At 68.5% G+C, this 14110-nt stretch carries 14 protein-coding genes; 7 read left to right on the forward strand and 7 right to left on the reverse strand.

Annotated features, from left to right (window positions below):
* Nucleotides 1–43 precede the first annotated feature (43 nt).
* Nucleotides 44–823 carry a phosphodiesterase gene (locus tag ACFQ9R_RS11970; protein WP_378990463.1) on the forward strand — a complete coding sequence of 260 codons (780 nt, stop codon included), beginning with the start codon at nucleotides 44–46 and terminating at the stop codon, nucleotides 821–823.
* Here the strand turns inward: ACFQ9R_RS11970 and ACFQ9R_RS11975 are convergent.
* Nucleotides 769–1716, reverse strand: coding sequence for a LysR family transcriptional regulator (locus tag ACFQ9R_RS11975; protein WP_378990464.1), 948 nt, complete (start codon nucleotides 1714–1716; stop codon nucleotides 769–771). The two genes, ACFQ9R_RS11970 and ACFQ9R_RS11975, sit on opposite strands and share 55 nt — an antisense overlap.
* Nucleotides 1717–1800: 84 nt before the next feature.
* Here ACFQ9R_RS11975 and ACFQ9R_RS11980 point away from each other — a divergent pair, with 84 nt between their 5' ends.
* The 5 genes from ACFQ9R_RS11980 (at nucleotide 1801) to ACFQ9R_RS12000 (ending at nucleotide 7178) form a co-directional block, all read left to right on the forward strand.
* Nucleotides 1801–2721 carry a DMT family transporter gene (locus ACFQ9R_RS11980; protein ID WP_378990466.1) on the forward strand — a complete coding sequence of 307 codons (921 nt, stop codon included), beginning with the start codon at nucleotides 1801–1803 and terminating at the stop codon, nucleotides 2719–2721.
* Nucleotides 2722–2802: 81 nt separating this feature from the next.
* A complete protein-coding gene (locus ACFQ9R_RS11985; RefSeq protein WP_378990468.1) occupies nucleotides 2803–4932 on the forward strand; it encodes an ABC transporter ATP-binding protein in 2130 nt (709 codons plus the stop codon).
* Nucleotides 4929–5669 carry an energy-coupling factor transporter transmembrane component T family protein gene (locus ACFQ9R_RS11990; RefSeq protein ID WP_378990470.1) on the forward strand — a complete coding sequence of 247 codons (741 nt, stop codon included), beginning with the start codon at nucleotides 4929–4931 and terminating at the stop codon, nucleotides 5667–5669. The genes ACFQ9R_RS11985 and ACFQ9R_RS11990 overlap by 4 nt, the downstream gene beginning before the upstream one ends.
* A 174-nt stretch (nucleotides 5670–5843) precedes the next feature.
* On the forward strand, nucleotides 5844–6485 hold the full coding sequence (locus tag ACFQ9R_RS11995; protein ID WP_378990471.1) for an ammonium transporter: 642 nt from the start codon (nucleotides 5844–5846) through the stop codon (nucleotides 6483–6485).
* A 51-nt stretch (nucleotides 6486–6536) separates the two neighbouring features.
* Nucleotides 6537–7178, forward strand: a complete 642-nt coding sequence (locus ACFQ9R_RS12000) for a cysteine hydrolase family protein (protein ID WP_378990472.1) — start codon at nucleotides 6537–6539, stop codon at nucleotides 7176–7178.
* Between the two features lie 139 nt (nucleotides 7179–7317).
* On the opposite strand, the gene ACFQ9R_RS12005 is transcribed toward ACFQ9R_RS12000, so the two are convergent.
* The 5 genes from ACFQ9R_RS12005 to ACFQ9R_RS12025 all read right to left on the reverse strand — a co-directional run bounded on the left by ACFQ9R_RS12005 (nucleotide 7318) and on the right by ACFQ9R_RS12025 (nucleotide 12031).
* Nucleotides 7318–7488 carry an antitoxin gene (locus ACFQ9R_RS12005; RefSeq protein ID WP_378990473.1) on the reverse strand — a complete coding sequence of 57 codons (171 nt, stop codon included), beginning with the start codon at nucleotides 7486–7488 and terminating at the stop codon, nucleotides 7318–7320.
* 77 nt (nucleotides 7489–7565) lie between these two features.
* Nucleotides 7566–9848 (reverse strand): ATP-dependent DNA ligase, encoded by a 2283-nt coding sequence (locus ACFQ9R_RS12010; protein WP_378990474.1) that lies wholly within the window; start codon nucleotides 9846–9848, stop codon nucleotides 7566–7568.
* A gap of 48 nt (nucleotides 9849–9896) precedes the next feature.
* Nucleotides 9897–10142, reverse strand: a complete 246-nt coding sequence (locus ACFQ9R_RS12015) for an antitoxin (RefSeq protein ID WP_301904870.1) — start codon at nucleotides 10140–10142, stop codon at nucleotides 9897–9899.
* Nucleotides 10143–10169: 27 nt separating this feature from the next.
* Nucleotides 10170–11303, reverse strand: a complete 1134-nt coding sequence (locus tag ACFQ9R_RS12020; RefSeq protein ID WP_378990475.1) for an MBL fold metallo-hydrolase — start codon at nucleotides 11301–11303, stop codon at nucleotides 10170–10172.
* Complete coding sequence (locus ACFQ9R_RS12025; RefSeq protein WP_378990476.1) at nucleotides 11303–12031, reverse strand: enoyl-CoA hydratase; 729 nt, start codon at nucleotides 12029–12031, stop codon at nucleotides 11303–11305. The genes ACFQ9R_RS12020 and ACFQ9R_RS12025 overlap by 1 nt, the downstream gene beginning before the upstream one ends.
* Nucleotides 12032–12063: 32 nt before the next feature.
* On the opposite strand from ACFQ9R_RS12025, the gene ACFQ9R_RS12030 reads away from it, so the two are divergent.
* A complete protein-coding gene (locus ACFQ9R_RS12030; RefSeq protein WP_378990477.1) occupies nucleotides 12064–13245 on the forward strand; it encodes an NAD(P)-binding domain-containing protein in 1182 nt (393 codons plus the stop codon).
* Here ACFQ9R_RS12030 and ACFQ9R_RS12035 read toward each other — a convergent pair.
* Nucleotides 13226–14080, reverse strand: coding sequence for an aldo/keto reductase (locus ACFQ9R_RS12035; RefSeq protein ID WP_378990478.1), 855 nt, complete (start codon nucleotides 14078–14080; stop codon nucleotides 13226–13228). The two genes, ACFQ9R_RS12030 and ACFQ9R_RS12035, sit on opposite strands and share 20 nt — an antisense overlap.
* Between the last annotated feature and the right edge of the window lie 30 nt (nucleotides 14081–14110).

Consider the following 14110-nt stretch of genomic DNA (forward strand, 5'->3'; position numbering starts at 1 on the left):
CTCTGACGCAACGGAGCGATCCCAGAGAAGAAAGCGACTGCCGATGATCCTGGCGGCTCAGCTCAGCGATACCCACTTCGACCTCAGCGCGCGCAACACCGAACGGGTGGAGGCGGTGATGGGTTACCTGGCGGACCTGCCACGCAGGCCCGACGTCATCCTGGTGACCGGCGACATCACCGACTCCGGCACGCCGGAGCAGTACGCGCAAGCACGCCTTGCCCTGCAAGCGGACATCCCCGTGTACCTGCTGCCCGGCAACCACGACGACCGCGCGAACTTCCGCACCGCACTGCTGGGCGAGCCCGCCTCGACCACTCCCGTCAACAGCGTCCACCGCGTCGGGCCGCTCACCGTCGTCATGCTCGACTCGAGCATCCCCGGTGAATCCGCGGGCCTGCTGGGCGAGGACACCTTCGACTGGCTGCGCGCGACACTCGCCGAGGCGCCGGACGGGCCGATCCTGGTGGCCCTGCACCATCCGCCCAAGCACGTGTTCAGTCCCGTGGTCGATGTCATCGCGCTCGCCGATCCCGGCCGGCTGGCCGCGGTGGTGGCGGGCGATCCACGCATCGTCGGCATTCTCACCGGCCACGCCCACGCCCCCATCGCGACGATCTTCGCGGGCAAACCCATGATCACCTGTCCCAGTACGGCTTCCGTCCTCGGCGGCGAATGGGAAGTGACGCCACCCCACCGCGTCATGGACTACGCACCCGACCCGGCTATCGCGCTGCATGTCATCGACGAGAACTTCGGCCTGACAACTCATTTCCGGACAGTCGCGATGGGCGGCTGGCTGTCCGAGCCCCCACCCGACTGACCGCCCGGCAAGCCCGCGGCCACCCGCAGCAACTCCATCGTCCGGGTGACGACCGGGTTGCACGACTCGGAGTCCTTGATGTGCGCGCAGATCGTGCGGCGCGGCGTCGGGTTGGTCAGCTCCAGCGCGCGCGAACCGGGCGGCAGGTCCGTGGCGCCGAGACGGGGAACGACGGTGATGCCGACACCGCGCGCCACGAATCGAAGGGCCGACGGGTAGTCGGTGGTCTCCACCACGAACCGGGGCGTGAAACCCGCTGCGGCGCAGGCGTTCAGCATCGCCTGCCTGCACGGTCCGTGGCTGGTGTCGTTGTCGATCCAGCGGTATCGCTCGAGTTCGGCGACGTCGACGGTGGTACGTGTCGCCAGTTCGTGGTCGGCGGGGACCACGGCGACGTAGGGCTCGGTCATCAGGTCGCGGTGGGTGTAGCCGGTGATCTGCGCCGGTTTGCCCAGGCGCACCGTGAGGGCGATATCGGGACGGTTGCCCGACACCGGGGCCAGTTCGTCGACGATGCGCAGGCGAACCCTGGTGTCAGGGAATTCGTGGGTGAGGGTGGCGACCACGTCGGGCATCCAGTTGGTGCCCGCCGAGCTGAACGAGTTGATCGTGATCCGGGTGGCCTTGCCCGCGCGCAGGTCCGACACCGTCGACCCGAGCGCGGTCAACTCGTCGAGCACCTTGGCGGCCTCCCCCGCGATCACCCGGCCCGCCGGGGTCGGCACCACGCCGCGACCGACTCGTTCCAGCAGCTGCAAGCCGGTCTCGCGCTGGAGTGCGGTCAGGTGCTGGGAGATCGCCGACGGCGAGTAACCGAGCGTCGAGGCCGCCGCGGCCACCGAGCCGGTCGCGACCACGGATCGGAAGATCATCAAGCGGTGCGTGTCGATCATGCGAATTCCTCGATTCAGTTCTACTGAATATTAGATGGCGAATACCCGCTTGTGCTTACCTCTTCACGGGTCCACCGTAGAGGAATGAAGTCACGCCTGCCCGCTCTCGCCCTGGTCGCCGTGATGCTCGCCTGGGCATCGTCGTTCGTGATCATCCGCGGCATCGCGCCCTACGTATCGCCCGCGGCGATGGCATCCGGGCGGCTGCTCGTCGGCGCCGTCGTGCTGGTGCTGGTGCTGGCGTTTCGCGGCGGCCGGATGCCGCGCGGCACGGCGCTGTGGCTCACGATGGCCTACGGCGCGCTGTGGTTCGGGCTCTACACCGTGCTGGTGAACGCCGCCGAACAGCATCTCGACGCGGGCACCACCGCCCTGCTGGTGAACATCGCGCCGATCGTGGTCGCCGTATTGGCAGGGTTGTTCCTGAACGAAGGCTTCCCGCCGCTGCTGGTCGTCGGCATCGCGGTCAGCTTCACCGGCGCCGCGATCATCGCGTTCACCGGACCAGGACAGCGCGACCGCATCGGCGTACTGCTCGCGGTGGCGGCCGCCCTGCTCTACGGCATCAGCGTGGTGGCGCAGAAGCTGGTGCTGCGGTCCACCGACCCGCTGACCGCGACCGCCCTCGGCGCGGTCGCCGGAGCCGTCGTCCTGCTGCCGTGGGCACCGGCAATGACACAGGAACTGGCACAAGCCCCGCTCTCCGCCACCATCGGCGTCGTATACCTGGGCGTCGTCTCGACCGCCCTCGCCTTCCTGCTGTGGGCCTACGCCCTGGCCCACACCCCCGCGGGAGTCACCGCGTCGTCGAGCTACGCCGTTCCCGCCCTCGCCATCGTCATGTCCTGGATCTTCCTCGCCGAGGTCCCCACCGCCACCGCACTCCTCGGCGGCGCCCTGTGCCTGACCGGCGTCGCGATCGCGCGCTTGCGGCCGAGCATGTTCCGGCGACGCCCACAGGTCGCCGCCGTGCGCCAGGACGACGCCGCCCCCGTGCTTCGATAGCCGACACGCCTGCCGACAACCCCACACAACCTCCACATCAGCCCCACACCCGCACACCCGACCCCCTGGCAGACTGGACACGTGAGAGACAAGCCCGCGGGTCTGCCCAGCGGTCCCCTGCGCCCGATCGAACTGGCGAGTGGCGCGGTGATGGCCGGGCTCACCGTCGGCCTCATCACCGTCGGCTCACTCGTCCCCATGGCGGCCGCGTTGCAGCTCGTCGCAGCAGTGCCGTTGGGCCTGCTCGCCCAGCGGTATCGGTTACGAGCACTGGTCACGGCCACAATCGCGGCCACGCTGGTCACCTTCGTGGCGGCCGGCGTGATGCCCGCGCTCGGCGTCATGGGCGCGGCCACCCTGGCGGGAATCATCGGGACCGTGAAGCGCCGGGGCGGCGGATTCCCCACGGTGTTCGCGCTCGGAATCGTCGCCGGTGTGGGCTGGGGGCTGTTCTCCGTCGGCAGTCTGCTGCTCTTCTCACGAACCAGAGACCTGTTCTTCGACGCGATCCGCAATACCGCGAAGGGCATCGAGAATCTGGCGGGCCGGTTGCCCGCGCTGGAGCCGCTCGGCCGGATGGCCGCCGAAGCCGTCGACGTGGTGCTGCGCTGGTGGTGGGTCTACGTCGGCGGCACGGTGGCGCTCGGCGTGCTGGTGAGCACGGTGATCTCCTGGTTCGTGCTCGGGGCGGTACTCGATCGCCTGGCGTGGTTGCCGGGCAGCGATCGACTCGACGCGCCGCTCGACGATCGGCCGGTCGGGCCGCTGCCGGTATCCCTGCACGGCGTCGGCTACCGGTACGAGGGCACGAATGTCGACGCACTGGCCGACATCGACCTCACCATTCGCCCGGGCGAGTTCGTCGCCGTCGTCGGCCACAACGGCTCCGGCAAGTCGACCCTGACCCGGGTCCTGGCAGGCAGGCCACCGACCACGGGTGCGGTGGATCGTCCGGGATCGGCAGGCTTGGGCGCGCTCGGCGGGACAGCACTGGTCCTGCAGCGACCCGAGAGCCAGACTCTCGGCGTCTCGGTCGCCGACGATGTGGTGTGGGGGCTCTCGGCGGAGTCTGCCGCCGAGGTCGACGTCGACGCGCTCCTCGCCGAGGTCGGCCTCGCCGACATGGGCGCCCGCGAAACCGCCACCCTCTCCGGCGGCCAGCAACAGCGTCTCGCCGTGGCCGCCGCGCTCGCGCGCCGCCCGGCGCTGCTCATCGCCGACGAAGCCACCTCGATGATCGACCCCGACGGCCGTCGCGAGCTCGTCGCCCTCCTGGCCGAGCTCCCGCGCCGGCACGGCACCGCCGTGGTCCTGGTGACCCACCACGAAGCCGACGCGACCGCCGCCGACCGGGTGATCCACCTCGCCGACGGCCGGATGGTCGACCACCTCGCGAGCTGGCCCCATCCGGCCCGCGACCAGCGCCGCAGGCCGATGGGCGCCTCCGTCCTCGAACTCGCCGACGTGCGCCACACCTACAACCACGGCACGCCGTGGGAAGCACCGGCCCTGCACGGTGTCGACCTGTCGGTCCGCAAGGGCGAGGCGCTGCTGATCGTCGGCGGCAACGGATCGGGCAAATCAACGCTCGCCTGGATCATCGCGGGACTGATCGCGCCGAGCTCGGGACGCTGCGAACTGCGCGGCACCGCGGTCGACAAGCAGGTCGGCGGGGTGGCGCTGGCCTTCCAGCATTCCCGCTTGCAACTACAGAAGCAGACAGTCGGCGCGGAGATCGCCGACTGGGGTGGGCGAGCCACCGGGTCCGGTGCGGTCGGGCAAGCGCTGGACGCGGTGGGGCTCGACCGCCGCCTCGCCGCCCGCTCGGTGGAGGAACTCAGCGGCGGACAGGCCAAGCGGGTGGTCCTCGCCGCGATGGTGGCGAGCCGGCCGCAGGTTGTCGTCCTCGACGAACCGCTGGCGGGCCTGGATCCACAGGGGCGCGCCGAGATCGTGGAACTGCTCGCCCGGCTGCGGGATTCGGGGCTGACGTTGATCATCATCTCGCACGATGTCGCCGAGATGGCGATGGTCTGCGACCGCACGGTGCACCTGGACGACGGTGTGGTGGTCTCGGCCGACGGCCACGCGATCCCGAGAACCGAACGCGCACTGGAGAAGCCGGCCTTCGTGGCCGGCCTGCCCCTCGGCCGCCGCGGCGACGAGGGCGCGACGGCCCACACCAGCGCACCGAAAGGCACGACCCCATGAGCACAGTGCTGCTGCGTGAAGTCCCGGTCGACAGTGTCGTGCACCGCCTGTGGGCAGGCACGAAGATGATCGCCGCGTTCCTGATCAGCCTGCTGCTGATGTTCCTGCCGACCTGGCCGGTGCTCGGCGTGATCACGGCCTTCCTGGTACTGATCTGGATACTCGCGCGGCTGCCACTCGGCGCGATCCCCCGGCTGCCGTGGTGGTTCTGGGGACTCGTCGTGCTCGGCGGCCTGATCAACGCGCCGATCGGAATGAAAGCGGTGCTCGGCTACACGCAGATCTTCGTCTTCGGAATGGTCCTGGTGGCCGCCTCGTTCCTGATCGCCTTCACCACGCCGATGGGCGAGATCGCCCCCGCTCTCGCGAAACTCGGCGCGCCGCTGCGCAAGTTGCGACTACCGGTCGACGAATGGGCCGTGGTCGTGGCGCTCACCCTGCGCGGATTGCCACTGCTGTTCGACGAGATCCGGGTGCTGCGCGCCGCACGCCGACTGCGCCCCAAGGACAACCTGATGCACCGCGCCGCCGACAACCCGCTCATCGACATCCTCACCGCGTGCATGGCGGTGTCGTCGCGGCGCGCAGGCGAACTCGGCGAGGCGATCACCGCCCGTGGCGGCACCGGCATGCTGACGGCGCATCCGAGCGCGCCGCACCGCCGCGACGCCATCGCACTCGGCGTGGTCGTCGTGGTCTGCGCGGGAGCCGTAGCGCTGAGCACCATCATCGGCTGAGCGCAATACCCCGAATTCACTGTCCCGAAACCCTGGTGCAAGCTATGGTTCCTCACAGAAATCGAGCTAGGCAGCTTCACGCGCCGGTCACGAAACTTTCTCGGGGGGAAGTCATCATCACGGCGCCTGTTCGAGCAACTCACACCTGATGAGATCCAGATGGGAAATGTTCACATGATCATCCGCAAAATCGCCGCGGCCGCTGTTCCGATGCTCGCCGCCGCACTGGTGGGAGCCGGAGTCGCCGGAGCCGACCCGGTGACGCCGAATGTCGATTACCGCACCGAGGTCGTCGGCAACACCCTCATCACCACCCTCACCCACGGCACCTTCGCCGTCACCGGCGGCACGGTCGAGATCCGCGACGAAGCAGGCGCCACCCTGGTGTCGATGCCACTCTCGGTCCGCGACGGCAAGTTCGAGTACCCGCTGCCGCACGCGGTTCGCGACGACGGCCACGTACTCGAGCTGACCGCGGTGAAGGACGTCGCCGCGGCCAAGCCCAACCTCACGCCGGTCGCCTCACCCGCCGAAAACTATGCGGCACAGGCGAACTTCGCATCCACCTTCGGCCTGGCCACCGCCGTCGGCAGCTTCGTCGGCATGGGTCTCGGCGCGGTGATCGGCCTGATCGTCGGCGGTGTCCTCATCCCCGGTGTCGGCGCGATTCCGGGCTTCGTCACCGGCGCCAGCGTCGGCGGCATCATCGGCACGATCATTGTCGGTGGACCCGCGCTGGTCATCGCGGGCATGGATCTGATCAACACCCTCCAGGCGCCGGCAGGTACCACGCAGTGGGCCCAGCAGACCAAATAGTCTGCGCCACAGTTCGATTCCTCCCTCGCACCGGCGCCTACACTGGCGTCGGTGCGACAAGGAAACGGACTCGACATTCCCGATAGCCTCGGCGATCTGTGCGCGCCCGACCGGATGGCGCTGATCGTCTACGACATGCAGGTCGGGGTTCTCGGCCAGCTGCCCGACGGCCAGGAGATCACCGAACGCGTCGTGCGGGTGGTCGAAGCCGCCCGGCGCGGCGGCTATCCTGTGATCTTCCTCCGGCACTTCTTCCCGCCACGGCGACTGACCGGGGTGTACGGGATGCGGCTGCTGATGGGCTGGCAGAACGCCGAATCCGTCGACGACGTGGCCTTCATTCTGCAACGCGACACGCCCTCGTTCGAGCTGGTGCCCGAGCTGGTGCCGCGCGAAGACGAGTTGGTCTTCGACAAGATGTCGATGTCGGCCTTCGAGGGCACACCCCTCGCTACTCTCCTGCGCGATCTGCGGATCGGCTCCTACGCCATCGCCGGCGTCGCACTCGAAATCGGCATCGCGCCCACCGTCACCCACTCCACCGATCTGGGTTTCGTACCGGTGGTGATCGGTGACGCCTGCGGCGGTCGCGACAAGGAGGCGATGGCGCGCGCCTACGACGACTTCGCGTTCCAGGGCAATGCCCTGGTCACCGATGTCGACACGATCTCCGCCCTGATGACCGGAAACTGACAGCCCGGCGAACTCCCAGCACCGGGTTTTCGGCCGCCTCGGATCCGAGGGGCGAGACGGAACGCCGAAGGCGCAGTATCGCCCCTCGGATTCGAGGCCCGCAGGGCCGAAAACCCCCGCGGCGCCAGCCGCTGAAGATTCAGCGGATGGCGTTCTTGGCCGCGTCCTGTGCGGAGTCGACCTGGCCGCTGAACTTGCCGCCGGTCTTCTCGTCGACCACGTCACCCGCCTTGTCGATCACGTCGTCGACCTTGTCCGCATGCTGGGCAGCCAGGTCCATCGCCTTGCCCGCCAGGTTCTTGAAATCCACCGCGCACTCCTCGTTGATTCGATACCGGGTCCAACGCGATTACCGTAGCAACATCACAGCTTTCACGGTGGGCATCATCATGGCGAGCTCGTCACACCGTCCCATACGGGATGCCAGAGCCGTCCGGTGTCGGTCCACGCCTGGAAGCGGACGGTGCCGGTGAGCTTCGGGGTAACCCATTGCGCGTCGTGGCGTTCGTCGGCGGTCATCTCGTTGGTGAACGGGGACGTCTCGCGCCGCAGTCCGTCGAGCTCGGCCGCGATCCGACGCGACTGTTCGTCTCCGAATCCGGTACCCACCCGCCCGACGTAGATGAGGCCGTCTTCGTGCGGCATGCCGAGCAGCAGCGACTTGAACGGCCGTTTGTCGCTGCGCCGCCACCCGCCGACCACCACTTCGCGCGAGCGCCAGTTGCGCTGCTTGAGCCAGGTCTGGCTGCGTTTGCCCGGCTGATACACCGATTCCAGCCGCTTGGCCACCACCCCTTCCTGCCCCTGCGCGCGGCTGGCCTTCATCGCCTCGGCGCCCGAACCCTCCAGCAGCGCGGTGACATTCATCGACGGCGACAATCTGCCCAGCGCCTCGAGCACCGCCCGGCGGTCGGTGTACTTCTTCCGCAGCAGCGAGGTGCCGTCGAGGTAGAGCACGTCGAAGGCGATGAACACCGCCCGGGCCGAATCTGCTTGCAGCGCAGAGATATCCGAGAGCCCGGCGTCGTCGAGAACCACCGCTTCGCCGTCCAGGACCACCTGATGCCCGGCCAGCTCCTCGCCGAGGGCAGCCAGGCGCGGATAGCGGGCGGTCACCGTGTTGCCGGCGCGGCTGCGGACGGTGACGGTGCCGTCGTGGATCTCGACGATCACCCGGAAACCGTCCCACTTGGTTTCGAAGCCCCAGTCCACGGGGGTCAGCGATTCGATTTCGCCCGCGGTGGCCAGCATGGGCGACAGTCCGCGCGGGAAACCGGTGTCCACCACAGGCTCTCGACGGGTCTGGTCGCGCATGTAGTGCATCAGCCACTGGTCGCCCTTGGTCTGGATGAGGGCGTAGCGGCCGGACACCCGCTCTCCGTCGAGCTCGACGATCACCTCGTCGGAGCGCCATTTCTCGGTGACGTAGGTGCCCGAATCCCAGATCGTCATCTCCCCCGCACCATATTCGCCCTGGGGAATGGTGCCGTGGAAGTGCAGGTATTCGAGGGGATGATCCTCGGTGCGCACCGCCAGCCGATTGTGTTTCGGCTCGGTCGGCGGACCTTTGGGCACCGCCCAGGAGGCGAGGACGCCGTCGTGCTCGAGCCGCACGTCCCAGTGCAGGCGGCGGGCGTGATGTTCCTGGATGACGAAGCGATTGCCGGGTCCGGGCTCGGGGGTCGCCTCTGGGACGGGCTCGGGAGTCCGCTGCGCGTCGCGCATGCTGCGGTATTTGGTGAGGGAATCGTGGCGGGCGGCAGGCCGGCCGGCCTCGGGGTCGGCGGGAAGCGGCGGATCGAGTTCGGCCAGCAGGTCGCCGTCAGCCTTCCAGCGGGCAAGCACCTCGTCGAAACGTAACTGGCGCAGCGTGTCCGAGTCCTCGATCTCGGCCCAGGTGCGCGGGGCGGCGGCATTCGGTTCGGCGCGACCGCGCAGCGAATAGGGGGCGATGGTGGTCTTGGCGGCGTTGTTCTGACTCCAGTCCAGGAACACCTTGCCCTTGCGGGCCGCCTTCGCCATGGTCGCCGTCACCAGATCCGGATGCAGCGCTTCGAGATTGGTGGCCACCTGCTTGGCGACAGTGGACGCGCCACCCGAACTCAGCGGCCGATCCAGCGGCACATAGACGTGAATCCCCTTGCTACCACTGGTGACCGGGAATGCCCGCATGCCGATGTCGGCGACCATGTCGCGCACCGCGAGCGCCACTAGCGCGCAGTCCGCCAGACCCGCGCCGGAGCCGGGGTCGAGATCGAACACGATCCTGGTGGCCGGGCCGCGCTCGTCCGCGTCGAAACGCCATTGCGGCACATGGATTTCCAGTGCCGCCTGCTGCGCGAGCCAGGCCATCCCGGCCTCGGAATCGATCAGCGGGTACACCACCCGGCGGCTGGAATGCTCGATCGCGGACCGGTGGATCCACGCGGGCGCGTGCTCGGGCAGGTTCTTCTCGAAGAAATCGGCATGGTCGACCCCGTTCGGCCACCGTTTCCTGGTGACCGGACGGCCGGCGAGATGGGGTAGTGCCGCCTCGGTGATCGCCGAATAGTAGGCGATCACTTCGCCTTTCGTCGTGCCGGTCTCCGGGTACAGCACCTTGTCGAGGTTGCTGAGCTCAACCTCGATGTCCGGTTCACCCGGCGCGCCCCGAAATTCCCGGCGGACCATCGACGCGATCGGACGGCGGGGACCTTCTACCGGTCCCCGCGCACCGAATCAGGCCTTGGGTCCCGGATCTGTCGGAGCGGGGCCGCCGGGGGCAGTGCCGGGGCCTGCCTGCGGGGGCACGACCTTCTTGGCCGCGTCCTTGCCCTTCTCGATCTTGTCGCTGTACTTGCCCTTGGTCTTGTCATCGATGAAGGTGCCGGCCTTGTCGACCGCCTCATTGATCTTGTCGGCGTTCTGTTCGACCGCAACCTTGCCCTTACCGAGCAAGCCCTTCAAGGTATCCACGAGACTCATCTGCCGATGTTCCTTTCGCGAGGAGGGTCATTCCACATCTTCCCACCACGAATCCCGTGGTGGGAGGTCATTCGGAACCACCCTCTGGCCCGGCTTGGGCACTACCACCGGAGTACCCGCATCCGCGGCCGCCGACACCAGGCGCCGGACGGGTTCGGACCAGCCGTGGAAGGCCAGGTTGAACGTTGCCCAGTGGATCGGGACCAGCAGGCCGTAACCTGCGTCGCCGAGGCACAGGTCGGCGTGGGCACGCACCGCCTCTTCGGGATTCATGTGCACATCGGTCCAGCGCTCGTCGTACGCGCCGATGGGCAGCAGCGTGAGATCGAAGGGGCCGAGCACCGCGCCGGCCTGGGAAAACGCCTTGGTGTAGCCGGTGTCGCCGCCGAAGTAGACCCGCTTGGTCGGGCCGGACAGCGCCCACGACGCCCACAGCGTGGTGTTGCGGACGAGCCCGCGGCCGGAGAAGTGCCTGGCCTCGGCGCAGGTGATGGTGAGGCCACGGTCGTCGGCATCGCGACCGAGCGAGACCGAGCCACCCCAGTCGAGCTCGATGATCCGGTATTCGGGCACGCCCCACTGCCGCAGGTGCGCGCCGATGCCGGTGGGCACGACGAACGGCGCGAGCTGAGTGCGGACGAGTTCGTCGACGGTGGCCTTGTCGAGGTGGTCGTAGTGATCGTGGGAGATGATCACGGCGTCGACCTGCGGCACCTGCGCCAGCTCGCCGGGGACAGGATGCAGGCGGGCGGGGCCGACCACCGGGGACGGGGAAACCCGTTCACTCCACACCGGGTCGGCCAGCACTCGGTAACCGTCGAGTTCCACCAGGGCGCTGGCGTGCCCGTACCAGGTCACCGCGAGCTCGGCGGCATGCTCGGGAACCGCGGGGGTGACCAGCGGGACGGGATTGGCAGGGCGGCCGATACGTCCCTTGGTGAGTCCCGACCAGATCAGCGACGGCGCGGCACCGGCGGCGAGCATCGAGCTCGGCTCGGTGTTGTGGAAACGGCCGTCGCGATAGGAGGACTTGCCGATCGCGGTCGGCGCGATCGCCGACGGGCCCGCACCGATCGAGGTGGGCAGGCCCCACACCGCGCGGGCCATCCAGGCGAGACCGAAGGTACTCGCCAGCGAACCTGCCAGACGTGTGATCCGCATCAGCGCCCCACGAACTTCGCCGGGCGCTTCTCCTGCCGGGCCAGGCGGCCCTCTTTCGCGTCGTCGCTGCTCCACGCGGCTGCCAGCGCGGCTTCCTGCTGCGCGCTCGCCGGATCGCCGGTGCCGTCGTCGTTGAGCATCAGTTTCATGGCCTGCAGCGACAGCGGCGCCAGCGCGGCGATGGACTTGGCCCAGTCCTTGGCGTCGGCGAGGGTGCCGAGCTTGTTGGCGAAGCCGTAGGCGTAAGCGTCTGCGGCGGAGACGGATTCGGCGCCGAGCAGGATCGTTCGGGCCGGGCCGCCACCGATCAGGGCCGCCAGCCGCGACACCGTCCAGCGATCGACCGAGATGCCGAGCTTGGCCGCGGGCACCGCGATGTAGGCGTCGGGCTCGATCACCCGCAGATCCGAGGCCAGCGCCAGCTGCACGCCCGCACCGAGCGCACCACCGTTGATCGCCGAGATCACCGGAACCGGCACGGATTCGATCGTGTGCAGCATGTCGAGCAGGCCGCTCAGGAACGACTCGGAGTACACCCCCGACAGATCGGCGCCCGCGCTGAAGATCGGCCCGCGGCCGGTGAGCACGATGGCACGCGCACCCTGCGCCACCGCGTCGAGCATCGCGGCGCGCAGTTCCCCGACCAGGTCCTCGTTGAGCGCGTTGCGCCGTTCCTCGCGCTGCAATTCGATGGTGATCACGTCACCATCGCGGGTCACGCCGAGCATGCATCCTCCCCAGAATCTCCCAGATTTCGTGGATGTTCACACTCTGCCACAGCCCGCCGACAACGCCCGGCAAGGCGATAGCATCGACGGCTGTGGCGAGGACGGATTTCGGCATCCTGGTGATCGGCGCGGGTCAGGCAGGGCTTTCCGCCGGTTATCACCTGCGCAAGCTCGGGCTGGTGCCCGAACGCGATTTCCGCATCGTCGACCACGCACCCGGCCCCGGTGGCGCCTGGCAGTTCCGGTGGCCGTCGCTGACTCTGACCACCGTGAACCGGGTGCACGACCTGCCGGGGATGTCCTTCGCCGAGACACTGCCGGCGGGATCGGAGTCGGCGCGAGCCGCCAGCGCGGTGCCGCACTACTACGAACTCTACGAAAAGCGCTTCGACCTGCAGGTTCAACGGCAGGTGACGGTAAAAGTCGTCTGCGATCGGACCGCCGACGGGCAGAGCTGCGCGGGCCGAGGCGAGGTATTGCAGGTCGAAACCGAGGGCGCGGGCACTCTTCGCACGCGAGGTCTGATCAACGGCACCGGCACCTGGGAGCACCCGTTCATCCCCCGATATCCGGGCGCCGACACCTTCGCGGGCCGCCAGTTGCACACCCGCGACTACCGCACGGCCGACGAGTTCGCGGGCAAACATGTCGTCGTCGTCGGCGGGGGCATCTCGGCGGTGCAGTTACTCGACGAAATCTCGCTCGTGACCTCCACCACATGGGTCACCAGGTCGGAGCCGCGCTGGCGCGAAACGCCGTTCGCCGAGCAGGACGGACGCGACGCGGTGGCGCTGGTGGAGGACCGCGTCCGGGCGGGTCTGCCGCCGGGGTCGGTCGTCTCGGTGACGGGACTACCGCTCGACGACCGTTTGCGCGCCGCCCGCGAGCGGGGTGCGCTGCGACGGCTGCCGATGTTCGAGCGGATCGAGCCCACCGGCGTGCGCTGGGCCGACGGCAGTTTCCAGGCCGCCGATGTGATTCTGTGGGCAACCGGTTTCCGCAGCTCACTGGATCATCTGGCGCCCTTGCGGCTGCGCGGACCCGGCGGCGGGATCACCATGACCGGGCGGTTGGCGACGCAGGTGGCCGTCGACCCGCGCATCCATCTGATCGGCTACGGGCCCTCGGCCAGCACGATCGGCGCCAATCGGGCGGGCCGGGCGGCAGCCCGTGAGCTGACCGGTTTCCTCGGGCTCAGTCCAGACCGGCACTGAACGTCGACGGATCGGCGCCGACCCGCTTGCCCGAGTCGAGGCGGCTGATCGACTCCATCGCCTCGGCGTCGAGTTCGAAGGTGAACACATCGAAATTCTCGGAGATCCGCGACGGCGTGACCGACTTCGGGATGACGATGTTGCCCAGCTGCAGGTGCCACCGGATGATCACCTGCGCCGGGGTGCGGTCGAGCTGCTCGGCGATGTCGACGATGGTGGGGTTGCCGAGCAGCGTGCCCTGCCCCAGCGGGCTCCACGCTTCGGTGGCGATCGCGTGATTGGCGTCGTATTGCCGCAGGTCACGCTGGGACAGCGTGGGATGCAGCTCGATCTGGTTCACCGTCGGGATCTCGCCCGCGTCGGCGATCAGGGTCTCCAGATCGATCACCCGGAAGTTGGAGACACCGATCGAGCCGATCCGGCCCTGCGACTTCAGCGCCTGGAACGCGCGGAACGTGTCGACGTAGCGGCCTGCCGACGGAACCGGCCAGTGGATCAGATACAGGTCCAGATAATCCAGGCCGAGGCGCCCCATGCTGGTATCGAAGGCGCGCAGGGTGCTGTCGTAGCCCTGGTCGGCGTTCCACAGCTTGGTGGTGATGAAGAGTTCGTCGCGGGGGATCCCCGATTCACGGATGGCGCGGCCTACGCCTTCCTCGTTGCCGTAGACCGCGGCCGTGTCGATACTGCGGTAGCCGACCTTCAACGCCTCGGCCACCACCCCGGTGACGTCTTCCGCGGGCACCTGGAACACACCGAAGCCGAGCTGTGGGATCACGTTCCCGTCATTGAGCACGATGGTGGGGACAGGGCTGCTCTCGCTGCGGAAGGTCACCCTCTCGAAGGTAGAAGTGGTTGGGTGCGG

Origin of the sequence: Nocardia sp. NPDC056541 (assembly GCF_042794235.1) — a bacterium.
In the GTDB taxonomy this organism is placed as follows: domain Bacteria; phylum Actinomycetota; class Actinomycetes; order Mycobacteriales; family Mycobacteriaceae; genus Nocardia.